The organism is Stenotrophomonas maltophilia group sp. RY12688, assembly GCF_052149045.1.
GTDB lineage: Bacteria > Pseudomonadota > Gammaproteobacteria > Xanthomonadales > Xanthomonadaceae > Stenotrophomonas > Stenotrophomonas sepilia.
On sequence record NZ_CP197389.1, the window covers coordinates 412,859 to 426,508 of the forward strand.

Below are 13,650 nucleotides of genomic sequence, written 5' to 3' on the forward strand. Positions count from 1 at the left end.
CGCCTCGGCCTCGAAACTGCTTTCACCTCCACCTGCCCCCCATCCCACCTATGCCATCATCCGCCCAGGACCGCAGCACCCATCAAGGCTGAACAGGCATGGAGCAGGCAACACGCTACACCGTAACCCTTTATCTGGCCGCGCCCGGCACCCCGCTGAAAAGTGGGGGCATCTCGCCGCGCGGCCACATGTACCTGCAGGTCGCTGCGGGCGACGAGGCTCACAGCTACGGTTTCGCGCCGCCGCGCCAGGCGCCGGGCGAAACCCGCACCGGCGTGCAGTACGCGCAGGTTCGCCACGACGATGCCGACCAGCATCTGGACCCGTACTACAGCCGCACCCTGGAAATCACCGAGGAGCACTACGGCTGCCTGCGTGATTTCGCCGAGGAACCGGCCGAGTTCGAATTCGATGTGGATCGCCCGGCCACCATCAATCGCTGCAGCGATTTCGTCTGGGCGGCGCTGCACTACGCCGGCCTGCATCCGCTGCCGGCGCCGCTGGATGGCAGCAGCAACCTGGGCGAGTTCGCGGTGCTGTTCAACCTGCCGGAGATCCAGTGTATCGCCGCGCCGTTCCCGGGCAGCGACCTGAATGCCGAAACCCACCACGCGATGCCCGAGCGCGAGGCCGAGCATCATCGCCAGGGCGACCGTGCCAGCGATGAACCGCCGCCGACGCCGATTGAAGTGGCCGGCACGCTGCTGGACCCTTCGCATCCCGACCACCGCCTGTTCTCGCAGCTGATCCAGAAGGTGGCGGAGCTGGATGCCGCGCACGGCCGCCCGTTCGATGCGGCCAGCCAGCGCATCAGCGCCAGCCTGCTGGTGCTGGCCAAGCAGAACAACCTCTCGCGCGTGGACCACGTGCTGCTCAGCCGGCCGACGAAGAGCAGCCATGCGGCGGAGAGCATCTTCATCGTGCAGGGCGACCGCAACGACCCGGGGCACCGCCGCGCCAGCATCGCCACCGAGGTGGCGGCCAAGACCGATGTGGCCGATTCGCTGCGGTTGAAGGAGCAATGACGCGGTCACTGCGGCGGGGGCTGGTGGTACTGGCGGTGCTGGGCGCGCTGGCGGCATGCCGTGCGTCACCAGCGCCTGAGGTTGCGCCGTCCCTGCTGACGCGCGCACAGGCCGAGGCCCGCACGGTTGTGCCGCTCACGCGGGCCGTGCAGTTGCAGAAGGCCGGTCGGATTGCCGAGGTCACGTTTGATTTGCCGGCGCCCCAGAAGCCGGCCATTCCGATCCTGAACATCGGGTTGCGGCTGCAGGATACCGATGGGCGACGGCTGCTGGATGCTTCGGAGAAGATCACGCTGGGACGGCTGCCAACGCGGCTGCGCCTGGAGCGTATTGATGGCGGTGCACCTGGTCCTGTGCAGCTCTGGCAGCGTACTCGCGATGGACGCGATTCTCAGAAAATCGGGGAGGATGGCGTGGTAACAGACCTGACGACGGGGAGCGTGGACATCAACAGCTTGGCCGAGGCCGGGTTGTACTCTGAAGAGGTGCTCTATCGCACGTTGCAGTTGGCGCAGGTCGGAGGCATTGCACCCGGGCGCTACCTTCTGCGGGTGGACCTTGTGGAGGATCGGCCCCGGCTGGAAGGCCTGAAAGCAGAACTGATCGTTGGCTACCAATCACTAGGAAAGTAGACATGCACAAGGACGATGCCGAACGCTACAGCGTAACCATTCATCTGGCGGCCCCCGGCACGCCGCGCTACGGCCGTGATGCTGAGGGAAACAGGTTTCTGCTGGAGCCCTCGTTCGCGGGTCACATGTTCCTGTCTCTGCGCCGTTCGGGTGAACCGTTGCCGGAGAGTATTGGTTTCACCCACGCGGGCACCAAGGACAATCCGAACAGGGGCAGGGTCGATGACATGGATGTGTCGGTCTACGACAAGCCCCGCTTCGAGCGCACGATCGAGATCAGCAAGGAGCAGTACGACCGCATCCTCGAGTTCTCGGCTGATCCGAAGAAGCACGGCTTCGACATGGATTACGACTTCTTCTCCAACGCCTGCACCGATTTCGCATGGGGTGCCCTGAACCACGCTGGGCTGCGCCCGGTCGGGCTGGCCGGGGAGATCACCAACTACGAGGGCGCTACCAGGGTCCTGGACAACATCCGCGCGGTCAACGCCATTCCGCAGCAGGTGAAGGGCAGCGAGCTGGACAAGGTGCAGTGGAACCCGATGCCGAAGCAGACCTTCCGCGAGTGGATGTTCACCGAGAACGGCGAGCAGTGGCGCGGCAACAGTACGCTCGCGGCAAGCGGCACGCCCGCAGACCCGGCGCACGACGATCATGCCCGCCTCAACCAGATCCACCAGCAGGTGGCCGACCTCGGCGCTTTCGGGGCGCGCAACGGCAATGTCAGCGCCAGCCTGCTCGCGCTGTCGAAGGAGCAGCAGTTCTCGCGCGTGGACGAGGTGGTGCTGGGCGAGCAGCGCGGTGATACCGCACCGAAGCTGTTCATCGTGCAGAGGGACCGCAGTGACCCGGCACACCAGCGCGCCAGCATGCCGGCGGAGGTGGCTGCGCAGGCACCGGTGGAGGCCTCGTTCGATCGGGTCGCGCAGTTGCAGCAGAATCAGCGGCAGGGAGACGCGCAGCGCCTGCAGGAGGAGCAGCAGCTTCAGCAGAGCCACGGCCCACGGATGGCATAGCGGCGGGCGCAGCATCGAGGTCGAGCGTCGGCCATGCCCGCGCCGGCGCACGCCACGCCCCCCACCTGCTACCATTCCCCCGCATCCCCAGCCAGCCCACCCCGCGCAGACAGATGTGGGGCGGGCCGTCGCAGTACGGCCCAGCGAGCCAGGACACCTTCCCGTGCCCATTCAAGGACGCTCGCATGTTCAGTACTCCTCTCTTCCGCTCGGCCGCCCTGGCCGTTGCCGTTTCGCTCAGCCTCGGCGCGCCCTCGGCGTTCGCCGACAACGCACCCGCCGCCAGTGCCACCACCGCCGTGCAGCGCCAGGCCGTGGCCAAGGGCCTGTACGAGCTGGCCTACAGCCCGAAGCAGAACGCCGTGTTCGTGGCCTCGTCCGGCGGTTTCGGCGATGACGCCGGCCCGGCCCAGGTGCTGCGCCTGAACCCGGCCACGCTGGCCGTGGAAACCCGCATCCCGCTGGAGCGCAAGGCGTTCGGCGTGGTGCTGGATGACGCCCACGACCGCCTGTACGTGGGCAACACCGTGGACCTGTCGGTGACCGTGGTCGACACCGCGCAGAACAAGGCCGTCGGCACCCTCCAGCTGATGGAGAAGAAGACCGGCAAGGACGGCAAGGCCGCCTACACCCACGACCTGCGCGAGCTGGTGGTCGACAGCGCGGCCAACCGCCTGTACGTGACTGGCCACAGCAGCCAGCCGGACGTGAGCAGCGTGCTGTTCGTGATCGATACGAACACGCTGAAGGTGATCAACACCATCGACGGCCTGGGCAATGCCAAGGCGCCGGGCCTGGCGCTGGATGCGGCCAACAAGCGCGTCTACACCAGCAACCTGCTGGCCGACCTGGTGGTGGTGGGCACCGATTCGAACAAGGTGGTGGCGCAGCACAGGATCGCCGCCGAGCAGCCGATGAACATCGCGCTGGATCCGGACGGCAAGCGGCTGTTCGTGACCGACCAGGGCTCGGAATTCCTGCGTGGCTACCAGGCCAAGAGCAGTGGCCTGGTCAGCAAGCATCCGGGCCAGCGCGTGCTGGTGCTTGACCGCAGTACCGGCAAGGAACTGGCCAGCATCCCGACCGATGCCGGCCCGCTGGGCATCCTGCTGGATGCACCGCGCAAGCGCCTGTACGTGACCAACCGCGAAGCGGGCACGGTGACGGCGTACAACAGTGACAGCTACCAGAAGGTGGCCACCTACACGGTGCCGACCCACCCGAACAGCTTGGCGCTGGATGCGAAGAACAACGTGCTGTTCGTGAGCATCAAGAACGGCGAGAAGGATGACAAGGGCGCTGACGAGAGCGTGGCGCGCATCCAGCTGTAAGCATTCGCGCTGGATTGACGAGGGCCGTGTCCTCGGCCGTCGGCCGTGGAGCGGGCCTCATCCGTTTATGCGGCTCGCATGACGCTGGACTAGGAAGTGTTGCAAAAGCAGGGGCAGCGCTTGTTGCAGTGGGGCGGTACATGTAGCGTCATCAGCCTTCCAGGGGAGGCTATCCAATGAGTACGTATACCGCGTTCGTCGAGCTCGCATTTGAAAGGTTGAACAAAGAGCTGGCGATACCGAAGGGATTCGCCGTAGCACTCTACAAAGAGGAAGACTCGTGGAGCTTCATCTCGAAGCTGGCGCAGCTCGTCGAGGCCGTTTTCACGCGGGCCGTCGTCGATGCCCTGCGCGAGCCGCTGATATTCGATGTGATCAGCAATCTTCCGCAGGAAGTGAGGATCAATTTTCTGCGCAAGATGAACATCATCGACAGTGAACAGAAATCGATGTTCAAGGCCGTTGCAGAGATCAGAAACCAGTACATCCATGATCTCTCGAACATCGACGTTCCGCTGGATGCCTACATCAAGAACCTGGAGGACGGTGCAAGGAAGGGACTCTTCAAACGGTTCAAGCCGTACTTCGTCGACCCGAAGATGTCCATTGAGAAGTTCATCTCGCAATGCAGGCCACAGGTCTTCCATGTGTGCGTGCTGGAGCTGCTGAAGGTCCATGGAAAGGTGTCATCCATCAACATCCAGAAGGACCACGAGGCATTCCGTCTTCAGCAGGCGGGAAGGTTGCTGCCGGCGAAGAAGCAGGGCGAGATGCTTCCATTGGATCGACTTACGGTGAGCAGCTATGTCACCCAGGCCAGAGACGTTCTGAAGCGGGAAGGCCTGTTCGTTTCAGAGTTCAAATAGCGGGAGAGAAACCGCTTCCGCGCCTGCTTACCCCATCCGAGGCGCAGGATTCTGCATTTCGTGCGCCTGCACATCGACCTGCGGCTGCGCACCCACCCCCAACTTCTGCATCGACTGCTCCACCGGCGTCTGCGCTGCCAGAGCCGTCGGCATCATCGCGCGCAGGTGCGCCGGATTGGCCGGGTCGCCCTGCACCACGAAGATGTTGTGCCCGGCCGGGTGCTGGGCCGTGGCGTTGCTGACCAGCACGTGGTCGACCTGCTGCAGGCCCTGTTCGCGGGCGAGCACGGTCAGGCTGGCGGTCAGGCGTTCGCTGGTCTGGTCGAACGCACGGCCATGCTGGGCGTCCAGTGCGGCCACGCCCTGACGGATCTGCTGGTTGAGGCCGTAGTCGGGGTGGTTGGGGGTGATCTCTGCCATGGCGATCGAACGGTAGCGGTGGGTCGGGGTGAACCCCGCCAGTATAGATCCGGCCGGTGAAGGGCGCCGGAAAGGTCAGTCCGCCGGCCGATGGTCATAGCTGATCACCCGTTCGGCCAGCCAGTGCCCGTCCACGCGGCGCCAGACCTGGATGAAGCGGGCCTGGCCGGTCCAGCGTTCCACCCCGTCCTTGCCGCGCTCGTAAAAGCGGTGGTCGCCGATTTCGAGCGCCCGCTCATCGTGCAGCGGAAACACCTGCAGCGAAGATTCCACGAGCTCGCGGCGCAGCTGCCAGCCACCCTCGCGCGCGCTGCTGCACAGGTTGGCCACGCTGTGGCGGAAGTCCTCGCGGCTGCTGGCCGACTTGCCATCCTTGTCATGGAAGAACTCCATGTCGTCGGTCGTCATCGCGGCGGCCTTGTCGGCATCGCAGGCCTCGAAGGCCGCAGCGAAGAGCTGGATATCGGCGTGGCGGATCTGCACGCGCAGGGTGTCGGCGGGCGCTGGCGTGGCAACGAGGCCGGCGGCCAGCAAGGGCAGGGTGAGCAGCAGCATGGTGAGGCTCCAGGGAGGGTTCACGCAGGCTCGCATGGCGTTTGGGCCACTGCAGCCGGCTTCCGACGAAACGGCCCTGCCACGGAATGAATGCCCATATTGGCGGCCCGGTTCCAGCCTTGAGGCCGTTGCCTGTGCAGGGGATGTCATGAGCGACCGGGATTCCCTCACAGCCGCCACAGGTGACGGCCACTAGCCTGCACTCCTTCCCTTCCACAGGAGCGCCCATGCCTGCTTCCCGCATCCGCCTGCACGTTGAAGACACGGGTGGCGATGGCCGCCCGGTCATCCTGATCCACGGCTGGCCGCTGTCCGCCGATGCCTGGAAGACGCAGGTGGCGATCCTGCGCGACGCCCAGTATCGGGTGATCAGCTACGACCGGCGTGGCTTTGGCCGCTCTGACAAGCCGGCCGAAGGTTATGACTACGACACGCTGGCGGCGGACCTGGCGGGGTTGATCGAGGAACGTGACCTGCGCGACGCCACCCTGGTCGGTTTCTCGATGGGTGGCGGCGAGGTGGCGCGCTACGTGGCCAACCATGGCCAGGATCGCCTGCACAGTGTGGTGTTCGCGGCCGCTGTGCCGCCGTTCCTGCTGCGCAGCGACGACAATCCGCAGGGGCCACTGACCCAGGCCAAGGCCGATGAAATGCGCAGCGGATTGGAGAAGGACCGCGAAGCGTTCTTCGATGGCTTCACCCGCGACTTCTTCAGCGCCAACGGCCAGTTGATGGTCACCGAGGAGACGCGCCAGGCGGCGATCGCGCTGTGCCATCAATCCGACCAGGCGGCGGCGCTGGGCTGCATGAAGGCGTTCGCTACGACCGATTTCCGGGATGACCTGAAGAAGATCACGGTGCCGACCTTGATCCTGCACGGCGACAGTGACGCCATCGTGCCGTTCGAGGGCTCCGGCCAGCGTACGCACAAGGCCATCAAGGGCAGCGAAGTGGTGATCCTGGAAGGTGCACCGCATGGCTGCAACACCAGCCACGCCGACCGCTTCAATCTGGCGCTGCTGAACTTCCTGAAGCGGTAAGCTACGGCGATGCGCGAGCCAAAGACACCCCCGTGGAAGAAGCCCAACCCCAAGGGCCAGACGTCGCAACCGCTGTCGGATGCGCAGAAGGCGGCGGCACGGCAACGTGCCGAGGAGAACGGGCGGCGGTATCCGAACCTGGTGGACAACATGTGGGCGGCGAAGCTGCCGCGTGGGTCGTGATTCACAGGCCGGGTGGGGACGTGGCGTAGCACAGAGCCGATGCTCGGCTGGCGCGCACAGCGCGTGCCGTTCGGGGAAGGGGCAAAGGGCAGCCGAGCATGGTCTCGGCGCTAGGGGCCGGGCAGTGGCCGCCAGCCCGACTCCCGCCATGGCGCTACGTCGCGCCTCTGCACGTTGATCGCCTCGACCGGCAACCCTGCCTGTCGCGCCAGTTCGGCACGCAGTACTTCGCTGTCCACCGGCAGTGCGATGGCCACCTGCAGCTGGTCGCCCTGCTGACGGACCTGCGTGGGCACCACCGCATGGGCTTCATGCTCGCCGCCGGTGCGAGCAATCGGATAGCGCATCGCCACGGGCCTTCCCAGGTGTGCCAGTACGGGGCGCCATGCCTGCAGCACGACAGGCTGTGCTGCTGCGGGAACCCGCACCTCGATGATGGTTCCCGGGTAGCCAATGACATTGCCCACCATCACCTGGAAGCGCGCACCATCGGGGATGGCGACCACAGTGGCGGCCAGCACGCCTATCGACAGGACAGCTGCGGCGGGGCGCCATCTGCGCGGCGCGGCGGCGGCGCGGGTCGCCGTGCGCAGCCCCGGCTTGCGCCGCAGCTTGCGCGCGTAGATGCGCCGATCCTTCCTGCGCGGGCTGCTGCTGTGCGCCGGCAGGTTCAACGGGACGCGTGGCAGCCGGGCGGCGCGCGCGTCGATCAGGCGCGCGAGCAGCCACCACGCGAGCACGAATGCCAGCAGGGGCAGCAGCGTTCGTACGATCAGGTACAGCATCACCATCGGGAATACCAAGGAAAATTCGCATTCAAACAACCGTGCCATCGTAACGGCGCTGCGTGGTGTGTGTCGCATCCGCCAGCCGACACGTGCGAACTGCTTGGTTAGGATGGCTCTTTGCTGTCATGGATGAACCGATGAGCGCTGCCACCTCCCGAATCCGCCGCATCTGTGGGCAGGGGCCGATCCTGCTGATGCTGCAGCTGGTCGCGTTGCTGTCCGTTGCACTGGCTTCCGGGTTCTTCCATTGCCGCGTCGACCTGCTGCTGGAGCCGATCACCGCGGCGTGCGGTGGCCCGGATGAGCAGGCGCGGTTGCAGATGGCCGAACAGGTGATGGCGCGCGCCGGTGCATTGGACGACTGGCAGCCATTGAGCTGGATTCCATTGGCGGGCATCGTGCTGGCGCTGCTGGGTGCGATGGCGGTGTGCGCGAGCCGCGCGCTGTGGCTGCGCGATGGGCTGCGCACGGCGAACGTGGCGCTGCTGCTGCTGCATGGCGGGGCACTGTGCTTGGCCGGGTGGACGCTGCACCTGTACGAGAACGCATGGAACAGCGTGGCGCGCTTGTCACCCACGGCATGCCTGATGGACCTGGTGGCGGAGGGCGATACCCCGCTGGTGCAGGCGCAGTCCGTGGTGTTCCACATCCTGGCGCGCGAGAACGCAACGCTGATGCGCAATCCGGACGACCTGGCGCTGGTGCTGGTGGCGTTGCTGATGGCGACGATGGTGGGCGGCATCTCCCTGTGGCGGGCGATCGTGCGGGCCCGGGTGGCACGATCGGCAGTGGCCTGACGGGCCTCCGCGGCTGACCGGATCCGAGACATGCAGGGCGCACGCTCGGCGGCGCGCGGCAATCGCGCTACAGTCGACGCCTCGCCACTCCAGGGAAGACCCGATGCGCTTGTTGCTGCGTGCGTTGCCGTTGTTGCTGTGTTCGCTGGCCGTACACGCCGCCGAGGTGGACCGTCGTATCGCGGTGACCATCGATGATCTGCCATGGGCACGGCTGGACCAGATCGTGCCGCCGGATCTGCAGGCGCGGCACGAAGCGTTGATGGCCCAGCTGCGCGAGGCCGGCGTGCCGGTGGTGGGCTTCGTCAATGAGAACAAGCTTGAGGTGAATGGACAGGTGCAGCCGGCGCAGGTGCAGATGCTGCGCGACTGGCGCGATGCGGGTTATGTGCTGGGCAACCACACGTACTCGCACATGGATTTGAATGCGAAGGGCGTGGCGGCGTTCCAGCAGGATTTCCTGCGCGGCGAAACGGTGCTGCGGCCGCTGCTGGCCGAGAAGGGGCAGGCGCCACAGTGGATGCGCCACCCCTACCTGCGCGCCGGGCGCACCGCAGATGAGCGCGTGCAGATGGAGGCGTTCTTCAAGCAGCATGGCTATCGCGTGGCACCGGTGACGGTGGACAACGGGGAATGGGTGTGGGCGTTCGCCTATGCCAACGTGATGAACGAGCAGGCGGATTCGCCGGCGCGTGACGCGACGCTGGCGCAGCTGCGCAAGGGCTACGTGCCGTACATGCTGAACAAGCTGGATTACTACGAGAAGCAGTCGCAGTTGCTGCTGGGGTACGCGCTGCCGCAGGTGTGGCTGATGCACGCCAACGAGCTCAATGCGGCCACCTTTGCCGAACTGGTGGCGGCCACGAAGCGCCGCGGCTATCGCTTCATTTCACTGGACGAAGCGATGCGTGACCCGGCGTATGCGCGGGGTGCGGAAGGCTACAACGGCCGCTATGGCCCGAGCTGGCTGCATCGCTGGGCGATGGCGGAGAACAAGCCGAAGGACTTCTACGCCGGCGAACCGGGGGTGCCGGCGTGGGTGATGAAGCTGGCCAAGGTTGATTCGGAGTGAGGCTCAGCGCTTGACGGCCAGCACGCCGTCGAGCGCCAGTTCCGCCTTGAAACCAGCCTTTTCCAGACGTTTGGCCACTTCACGCGGCACGTCGCGGCCGCTGGTCAGCTTGTTCGGCGCGCCGGTGTAATGGAACAGGCGACCGCCCTTGCGGATGACGCGGGCGAGGTGGTCGTAGAACACCTGCGAGTACAGCTCGCCGGCGATGCCGAAGCGCGGTGGGTCGTGCAGGATTGCGTCGACACTGTTGCTGGCCACCCGTTCGATCTGCTGCGAAACGTCACCGTGGCTGAACTGCAGGCGACCACCGGCGGCAGCCGAGTCTGGATCCGGCGACCACGGGTTGAGCGTGCGCAGCCACATCACATCGGCGTTCTTCTCGAATGAACGGATCTGGCCGACACCGGCCTCCAGCGCGCAGGCGGCGAAGTAGCCCAGGCCACCGCAGGTATCGAGGATGACCTTGCCGGCCGGGGCGACCAGCTCCACCTTGCGGCGTGCATCCTCGAACGGCGACAGCTTGGAGGTCGGCAGCATCTTGATGCCGTCGATCTCGAAGGTCGGTGCGCCCCATTCGGTGGGCACCAGCTTGATCAGCGAGCCGCTGTAGCGCGAGATCGGCGCGAATTCCTCGCCATCCCAGTAGTACAGCGTGCGGTCCTTCAGCTTGCCCGGCCAAGGGTAGGGCTGGCCCCGGAAGTGGAAGCCGTCCGTATCCAGCGCCACGCTGTCCTGGCTGCGGCCGAGGTCAAGCGATCCCTGCCAGTCGGCGGCGCCCTTGTCACGGGCACGGCGCAGGGTATCGGCGCTGTCGCGGGTCAGCAGGGGGCCGGTGTAATGGGGCACGGCGGGTACCGGGGCGGTTCGGGGGAGGGCATGGTACCGCAGGACCTTTGCCAGGATACTGAGATTCCGTAGTGCAGACCCAACCGGTGGAGGGCGTTGGTAGAGATGCAGTTCCCACTGAGGGCGTCATGCCCATAGCGGCACAGAATTCTCTGTGGAAGTCGCGTGACGCTGACGGTTGAAGATCGTAATGATAGGTCAGTACTCCCTCTTCATTTCTGATCAAAAGTTGCTGGATGCATATCATGTTCCCAGAACTGTCAGGGGCCAATGTGCTGCGGATGACCACTGGTGTCCCTTGGAGGCTGTAGTCCGCGCTCAGTTGGCCTGGGATGCACGAGCCTGATACGAAAATCAGGGATTGAGCGATGGTAGCGATCATTGGGAATCGGGTCATGTACCTAAGCAGTGAGGGTGGCTTGGTCACCCTCACTGCTAGGTCAAAAGGTTTTGGTATCAGTTGGCTCTGATGGAACCACGATCACTGGCGCAGGCGCGCGGTACACAACCTTCCATCAGCGTATTCATCGTCTGCGGGGAATGAGCAAAGCAGAGGACTCGTGCAGTGTGATTTCCCACCGTGTTTGGCGGGTAATACTCGCTATAGAAGGTCCGGCACCTTCCGTTGTCTATTTGCGCGCTACCCTGGATGTTCCCACTGACTGAGCTGTTGAATCTTACGGTTCCGTAGGAAACGAAGTTCTGGCCAGCTGATACCTGTCCATTTGGTGCATAGGCGATTACATAGTCAGTACTCTTTGCGTCGCTAGCACTGTTCGAATCGATGCTTGAGCAATGCCATGCAGCGCTTCCTGGCCCCACTGTGATGGACTCGCCCTTGGCAGGGTTCATTCCAAGATCTGCGCAGGAAGCCTCGTGATACTGCTTCGTCGCTTCCGTTTGATCGTCGTAGCGATATACATATTGTCCCTTCGAGTTGCGGGTGAGGGACTGCTCCACACTGATCGTCCCCCCAATGAAGTCGGGCCATTCTGCGCTGCGAACGATTTTTTCCGGGATCTTTGCTTCGTCTGCGGTTTGTCCGACAGCTGGATTCCCGTCTCCTGCCTGCACGGATACAGAGGCGATGAACATGATGATGGCTAGCTGCAATTTCACTTGGGCCTCTCAAAATCTGGGTGAGGCTTCATCTTCGCTACTTGCCCAATGGTGCTTTTGGTTGCATTACGCAGTTCTTTGGATTTCAAACATTTCTCAAAAGTCTGTGTCGCTAATCGCACTTCACCGCATACACCGGCCCGGCCCCGATCAGCATCAACGCCATGTAGTCGCTGTCGCTGGCCTTGCCCTTCAGCGTCGCGCCCTTGTTGAAGTGGAAGATGCCGAAACCGCCGGCCATGCGGATCAACGCACTGTCGATCTGCTCGGCGTCGTCGCGGAAGTAGCGGCTGATCTCGCTGGACGTGGCCTTGTGCAGGGCATTGGGTTCGCGCTGCCACTGCTCGCCACGGCTGAAGGAAACGAAGTACTGGCCACCTTCCTTGTCGATGCGGAAGTCGGCGGGTTTGCGCGCGCTGGTGGCGAAGCAGCCCTGCAGCGGGTCGGTGGAAAACGGAAGCCCGGCGTCACCGCTGCAGGCGGCGGTCAGCAGCAGGAGGGCACCGGGCAGCAGCAGGCGGAGCGTGCGCATGGGATGTCCCTACAGGGCAGGTGCGGCTAGTGTAGGCAGCACGCGGGCGTGGCCCGTACGGAAATTCGGCAAGGACACAGGGGTTTTCGGATGGCGCAGGGCAAGGCACCGTGGTGCGGCGTGGCCAGTTGGCTGGGTATTGCAGTGGGGTGGGGGGCAGGCACCGTGGCGGCACAGGCGGCGGTCGCTGCGGGTGGCAATGGCATGGCCGCAGGGCTGGGCGTGGGCGTGCTGGGTGCGGCGCTGGTGGGCGGCGGCCTGGCCGTAGCATCGCGCGTGCGCGGTGAGCGCTGGCCGTGGATCGGCATCGGCGGTGCAGTGCTGAGTGCGCTGCCGCTGCTGATGTACCTGCTGCGGATGATGCTGAAGCTGTAGCGGTAGTGCCGGCCGCTGGCCGGCACCTGCAGGTTGCGTGCGGCGCTCATGGGGTGCCGGCCAGCGGCCGGCACTACCGGATGCAGGTCAGGTGCTGCGGTGGATCTCCACGGTGACATGCACCAGCTCCTCATGGATCGCCAGTGCATTGCGCACGGTATCGGCATCCAGACCTGCGTCGCTGGTGACCACGCTGGCACTGACCGCGTACTTGCCGCGGCCGACCTGCCAGACGTGCAGGTCGGCCAGGCGCGCCGGCCACGGGCCTTGTTCGATCACCTCGCGCACTTCGGCCACCACCGGCGCGTCCATCTGCGCGTCGAGCAGGATGCGGCCGCTGTCGCGCAGCAGGCCGATCGCCCACACCGTGACCAGCACGGCGCCGACCAGGCCCATCACCGGGTCCAGCCAGGTCAGGCCCAGCAGCTTGCCGCCGAGCAGGGCGATGATGGCCAGCACCGAGGTGGCGGCGTCGGCCAGCACGTGCACATAGGCCGAGCGCAGGTTGAGGTCGTGACCGTGCGCATGGGTGTGATCGTGGTTGTGGCCGTGGTGATGGCCATGGTCATGCCCGTGGTGGTGATGCACGTGGCCCGGGCTGTCGTGCAGCCACCAGGCGCACAGCAGGTTGACGCCCAGCCCGACCGCAGCAATGGCGATGGCTTCGTTGTAGTGGATCGTTGCCGGTACCCACAGCCGCTCCAGCGATTGCACCGCCATCAGCGCGGCGACGCCAAGCAGGGCGATGGCGCTGGTATAGCCGGCCAGGATCTCTATCTTCCAGGTACCGAAGGCGAAGCGCGGGTCGTGCGCGTAGCGGCGCGCGCAGCGGTAGGCGAACACTGCCAGGCCCAGCGCGAGTGCGTGCGAACTCATGTGCCAGCCGTCGGCGAGCACGGCCATGGAGTTGAACCACCAGCCGCCGACAATTTCCACCAGCATCATGCTGACGGTGAGCCACAGAGCGCGGCGGGTATTGCGTTCGGCCAGCGGGTTGCCGTCGTCGAAGCGGTGTTCGTGGCGACGGGCGGCGGCGAGGGCATCCAGGTGCAT

The 13,650-nt window shown here is 65.1% G+C and carries 17 protein-coding genes; 10 read left to right on the forward strand and 7 right to left on the reverse strand.

Annotated features, from left to right (window positions below; genetic code table 11):
- The first annotated feature begins 98 nt into the window (after nucleotides 1-98).
- The 5 genes from ACS0OT_RS01870 to ACS0OT_RS01890 all read left to right on the forward strand — a co-directional run bounded on the left by ACS0OT_RS01870 (nucleotide 99) and on the right by ACS0OT_RS01890 (nucleotide 4,870).
- A complete protein-coding gene (locus tag ACS0OT_RS01870; RefSeq protein ID WP_005415059.1) occupies nucleotides 99-1,025 on the forward strand; it encodes an XVIPCD domain-containing protein in 927 nt (308 codons plus the stop codon).
- On the forward strand, nucleotides 1,022-1,657 hold the full coding sequence (locus tag ACS0OT_RS01875; RefSeq protein WP_005415060.1) for a hypothetical protein: 636 nt from the start codon (nucleotides 1,022-1,024) through the stop codon (nucleotides 1,655-1,657). The genes ACS0OT_RS01870 and ACS0OT_RS01875 overlap by 4 nt, the downstream gene beginning before the upstream one ends.
- A gap of 2 nt (nucleotides 1,658-1,659) precedes the next feature.
- Nucleotides 1,660-2,673: an XVIPCD domain-containing protein gene (locus ACS0OT_RS01880; protein ID WP_442256018.1), complete on the forward strand. Its 1,014-nt coding sequence runs from the start codon at nucleotides 1,660-1,662 to the stop codon at nucleotides 2,671-2,673.
- Between the two features lie 185 nt (nucleotides 2,674-2,858).
- On the forward strand, nucleotides 2,859-4,004 hold the full coding sequence (locus ACS0OT_RS01885) for a YncE family protein (protein WP_442256019.1): 1,146 nt from the start codon (nucleotides 2,859-2,861) through the stop codon (nucleotides 4,002-4,004).
- 176 nt (nucleotides 4,005-4,180) lie between these two features.
- Nucleotides 4,181-4,870, forward strand: a complete 690-nt coding sequence (locus ACS0OT_RS01890) for a hypothetical protein (protein ID WP_065179600.1) — start codon at nucleotides 4,181-4,183, stop codon at nucleotides 4,868-4,870.
- 27 nt (nucleotides 4,871-4,897) lie between these two features.
- On the opposite strand, the gene ACS0OT_RS01895 is transcribed toward ACS0OT_RS01890, so the two are convergent.
- Entirely contained in the window at nucleotides 4,898-5,290 is a 393-nt protein-coding gene (locus ACS0OT_RS01895; RefSeq protein WP_065197331.1) for an XVIPCD domain-containing protein, read from the reverse strand.
- Nucleotides 5,291-5,365: 75 nt separating this feature from the next.
- A complete protein-coding gene (locus ACS0OT_RS01900) occupies nucleotides 5,366-5,845 on the reverse strand; it encodes a nuclear transport factor 2 family protein (protein WP_235649908.1) in 480 nt (159 codons plus the stop codon).
- A gap of 227 nt (nucleotides 5,846-6,072) precedes the next feature.
- Between ACS0OT_RS01900 and ACS0OT_RS01905 the strand changes: the two genes are divergently transcribed.
- Together ACS0OT_RS01905 and ACS0OT_RS01910 are read left to right on the forward strand one after the other, a co-directional pair.
- Nucleotides 6,073-6,885: an alpha/beta fold hydrolase gene (locus ACS0OT_RS01905; RefSeq protein WP_065186645.1), complete on the forward strand. Its 813-nt coding sequence runs from the start codon at nucleotides 6,073-6,075 to the stop codon at nucleotides 6,883-6,885.
- A gap of 9 nt (nucleotides 6,886-6,894) precedes the next feature.
- Nucleotides 6,895-7,068, forward strand: a complete 174-nt coding sequence (locus ACS0OT_RS01910) for a hypothetical protein (protein WP_181452208.1) — start codon at nucleotides 6,895-6,897, stop codon at nucleotides 7,066-7,068.
- A gap of 110 nt (nucleotides 7,069-7,178) precedes the next feature.
- Here the strand turns inward: ACS0OT_RS01910 and ACS0OT_RS01915 are convergent, their stop codons facing one another.
- Complete coding sequence (locus ACS0OT_RS01915) at nucleotides 7,179-7,859, reverse strand: hypothetical protein (RefSeq protein ID WP_442256020.1); 681 nt, start codon at nucleotides 7,857-7,859, stop codon at nucleotides 7,179-7,181.
- 134 nt (nucleotides 7,860-7,993) lie between these two features.
- Between ACS0OT_RS01915 and ACS0OT_RS01920 the strand changes: the two genes are divergently transcribed.
- Complete coding sequence (locus tag ACS0OT_RS01920; RefSeq protein WP_204324505.1) at nucleotides 7,994-8,653, forward strand: hypothetical protein; 660 nt, start codon at nucleotides 7,994-7,996, stop codon at nucleotides 8,651-8,653.
- A gap of 103 nt (nucleotides 8,654-8,756) precedes the next feature.
- Nucleotides 8,757-9,725, forward strand: coding sequence for a polysaccharide deacetylase family protein (locus tag ACS0OT_RS01925; RefSeq protein WP_442256021.1), 969 nt, complete (start codon nucleotides 8,757-8,759; stop codon nucleotides 9,723-9,725).
- Nucleotides 9,726-9,728: 3 nt separating this feature from the next.
- On the opposite strand, the gene ACS0OT_RS01930 is transcribed toward ACS0OT_RS01925, so the two are convergent.
- The 3 genes from ACS0OT_RS01930 to ACS0OT_RS01940 all read right to left on the reverse strand — a co-directional run bounded on the left by ACS0OT_RS01930 (nucleotide 9,729) and on the right by ACS0OT_RS01940 (nucleotide 12,222).
- Nucleotides 9,729-10,571 carry a class I SAM-dependent methyltransferase gene (locus ACS0OT_RS01930; RefSeq protein ID WP_164229704.1) on the reverse strand — a complete coding sequence of 281 codons (843 nt, stop codon included), beginning with the start codon at nucleotides 10,569-10,571 and terminating at the stop codon, nucleotides 9,729-9,731.
- Nucleotides 10,572-11,027: 456 nt separating this feature from the next.
- On the reverse strand, nucleotides 11,028-11,666 hold the full coding sequence (locus tag ACS0OT_RS01935; protein WP_235649909.1) for a hypothetical protein: 639 nt from the start codon (nucleotides 11,664-11,666) through the stop codon (nucleotides 11,028-11,030).
- Between the two features lie 136 nt (nucleotides 11,667-11,802).
- Nucleotides 11,803-12,222 carry a hypothetical protein gene (locus tag ACS0OT_RS01940; RefSeq protein ID WP_235649910.1) on the reverse strand — a complete coding sequence of 140 codons (420 nt, stop codon included), beginning with the start codon at nucleotides 12,220-12,222 and terminating at the stop codon, nucleotides 11,803-11,805.
- A 90-nt stretch (nucleotides 12,223-12,312) separates the two neighbouring features.
- Between ACS0OT_RS01940 and ACS0OT_RS01945 the strand changes: the two genes are divergently transcribed.
- On the forward strand, nucleotides 12,313-12,597 hold the full coding sequence (locus ACS0OT_RS01945) for a hypothetical protein (protein WP_005415073.1): 285 nt from the start codon (nucleotides 12,313-12,315) through the stop codon (nucleotides 12,595-12,597).
- 87 nt (nucleotides 12,598-12,684) lie between these two features.
- Here the strand turns inward: ACS0OT_RS01945 and dmeF are convergent, their stop codons facing one another.
- Nucleotides 12,685-13,650, reverse strand: coding sequence for a CDF family Co(II)/Ni(II) efflux transporter DmeF (gene dmeF, locus ACS0OT_RS01950; protein ID WP_329848208.1), 966 nt, complete (start codon nucleotides 13,648-13,650; stop codon nucleotides 12,685-12,687).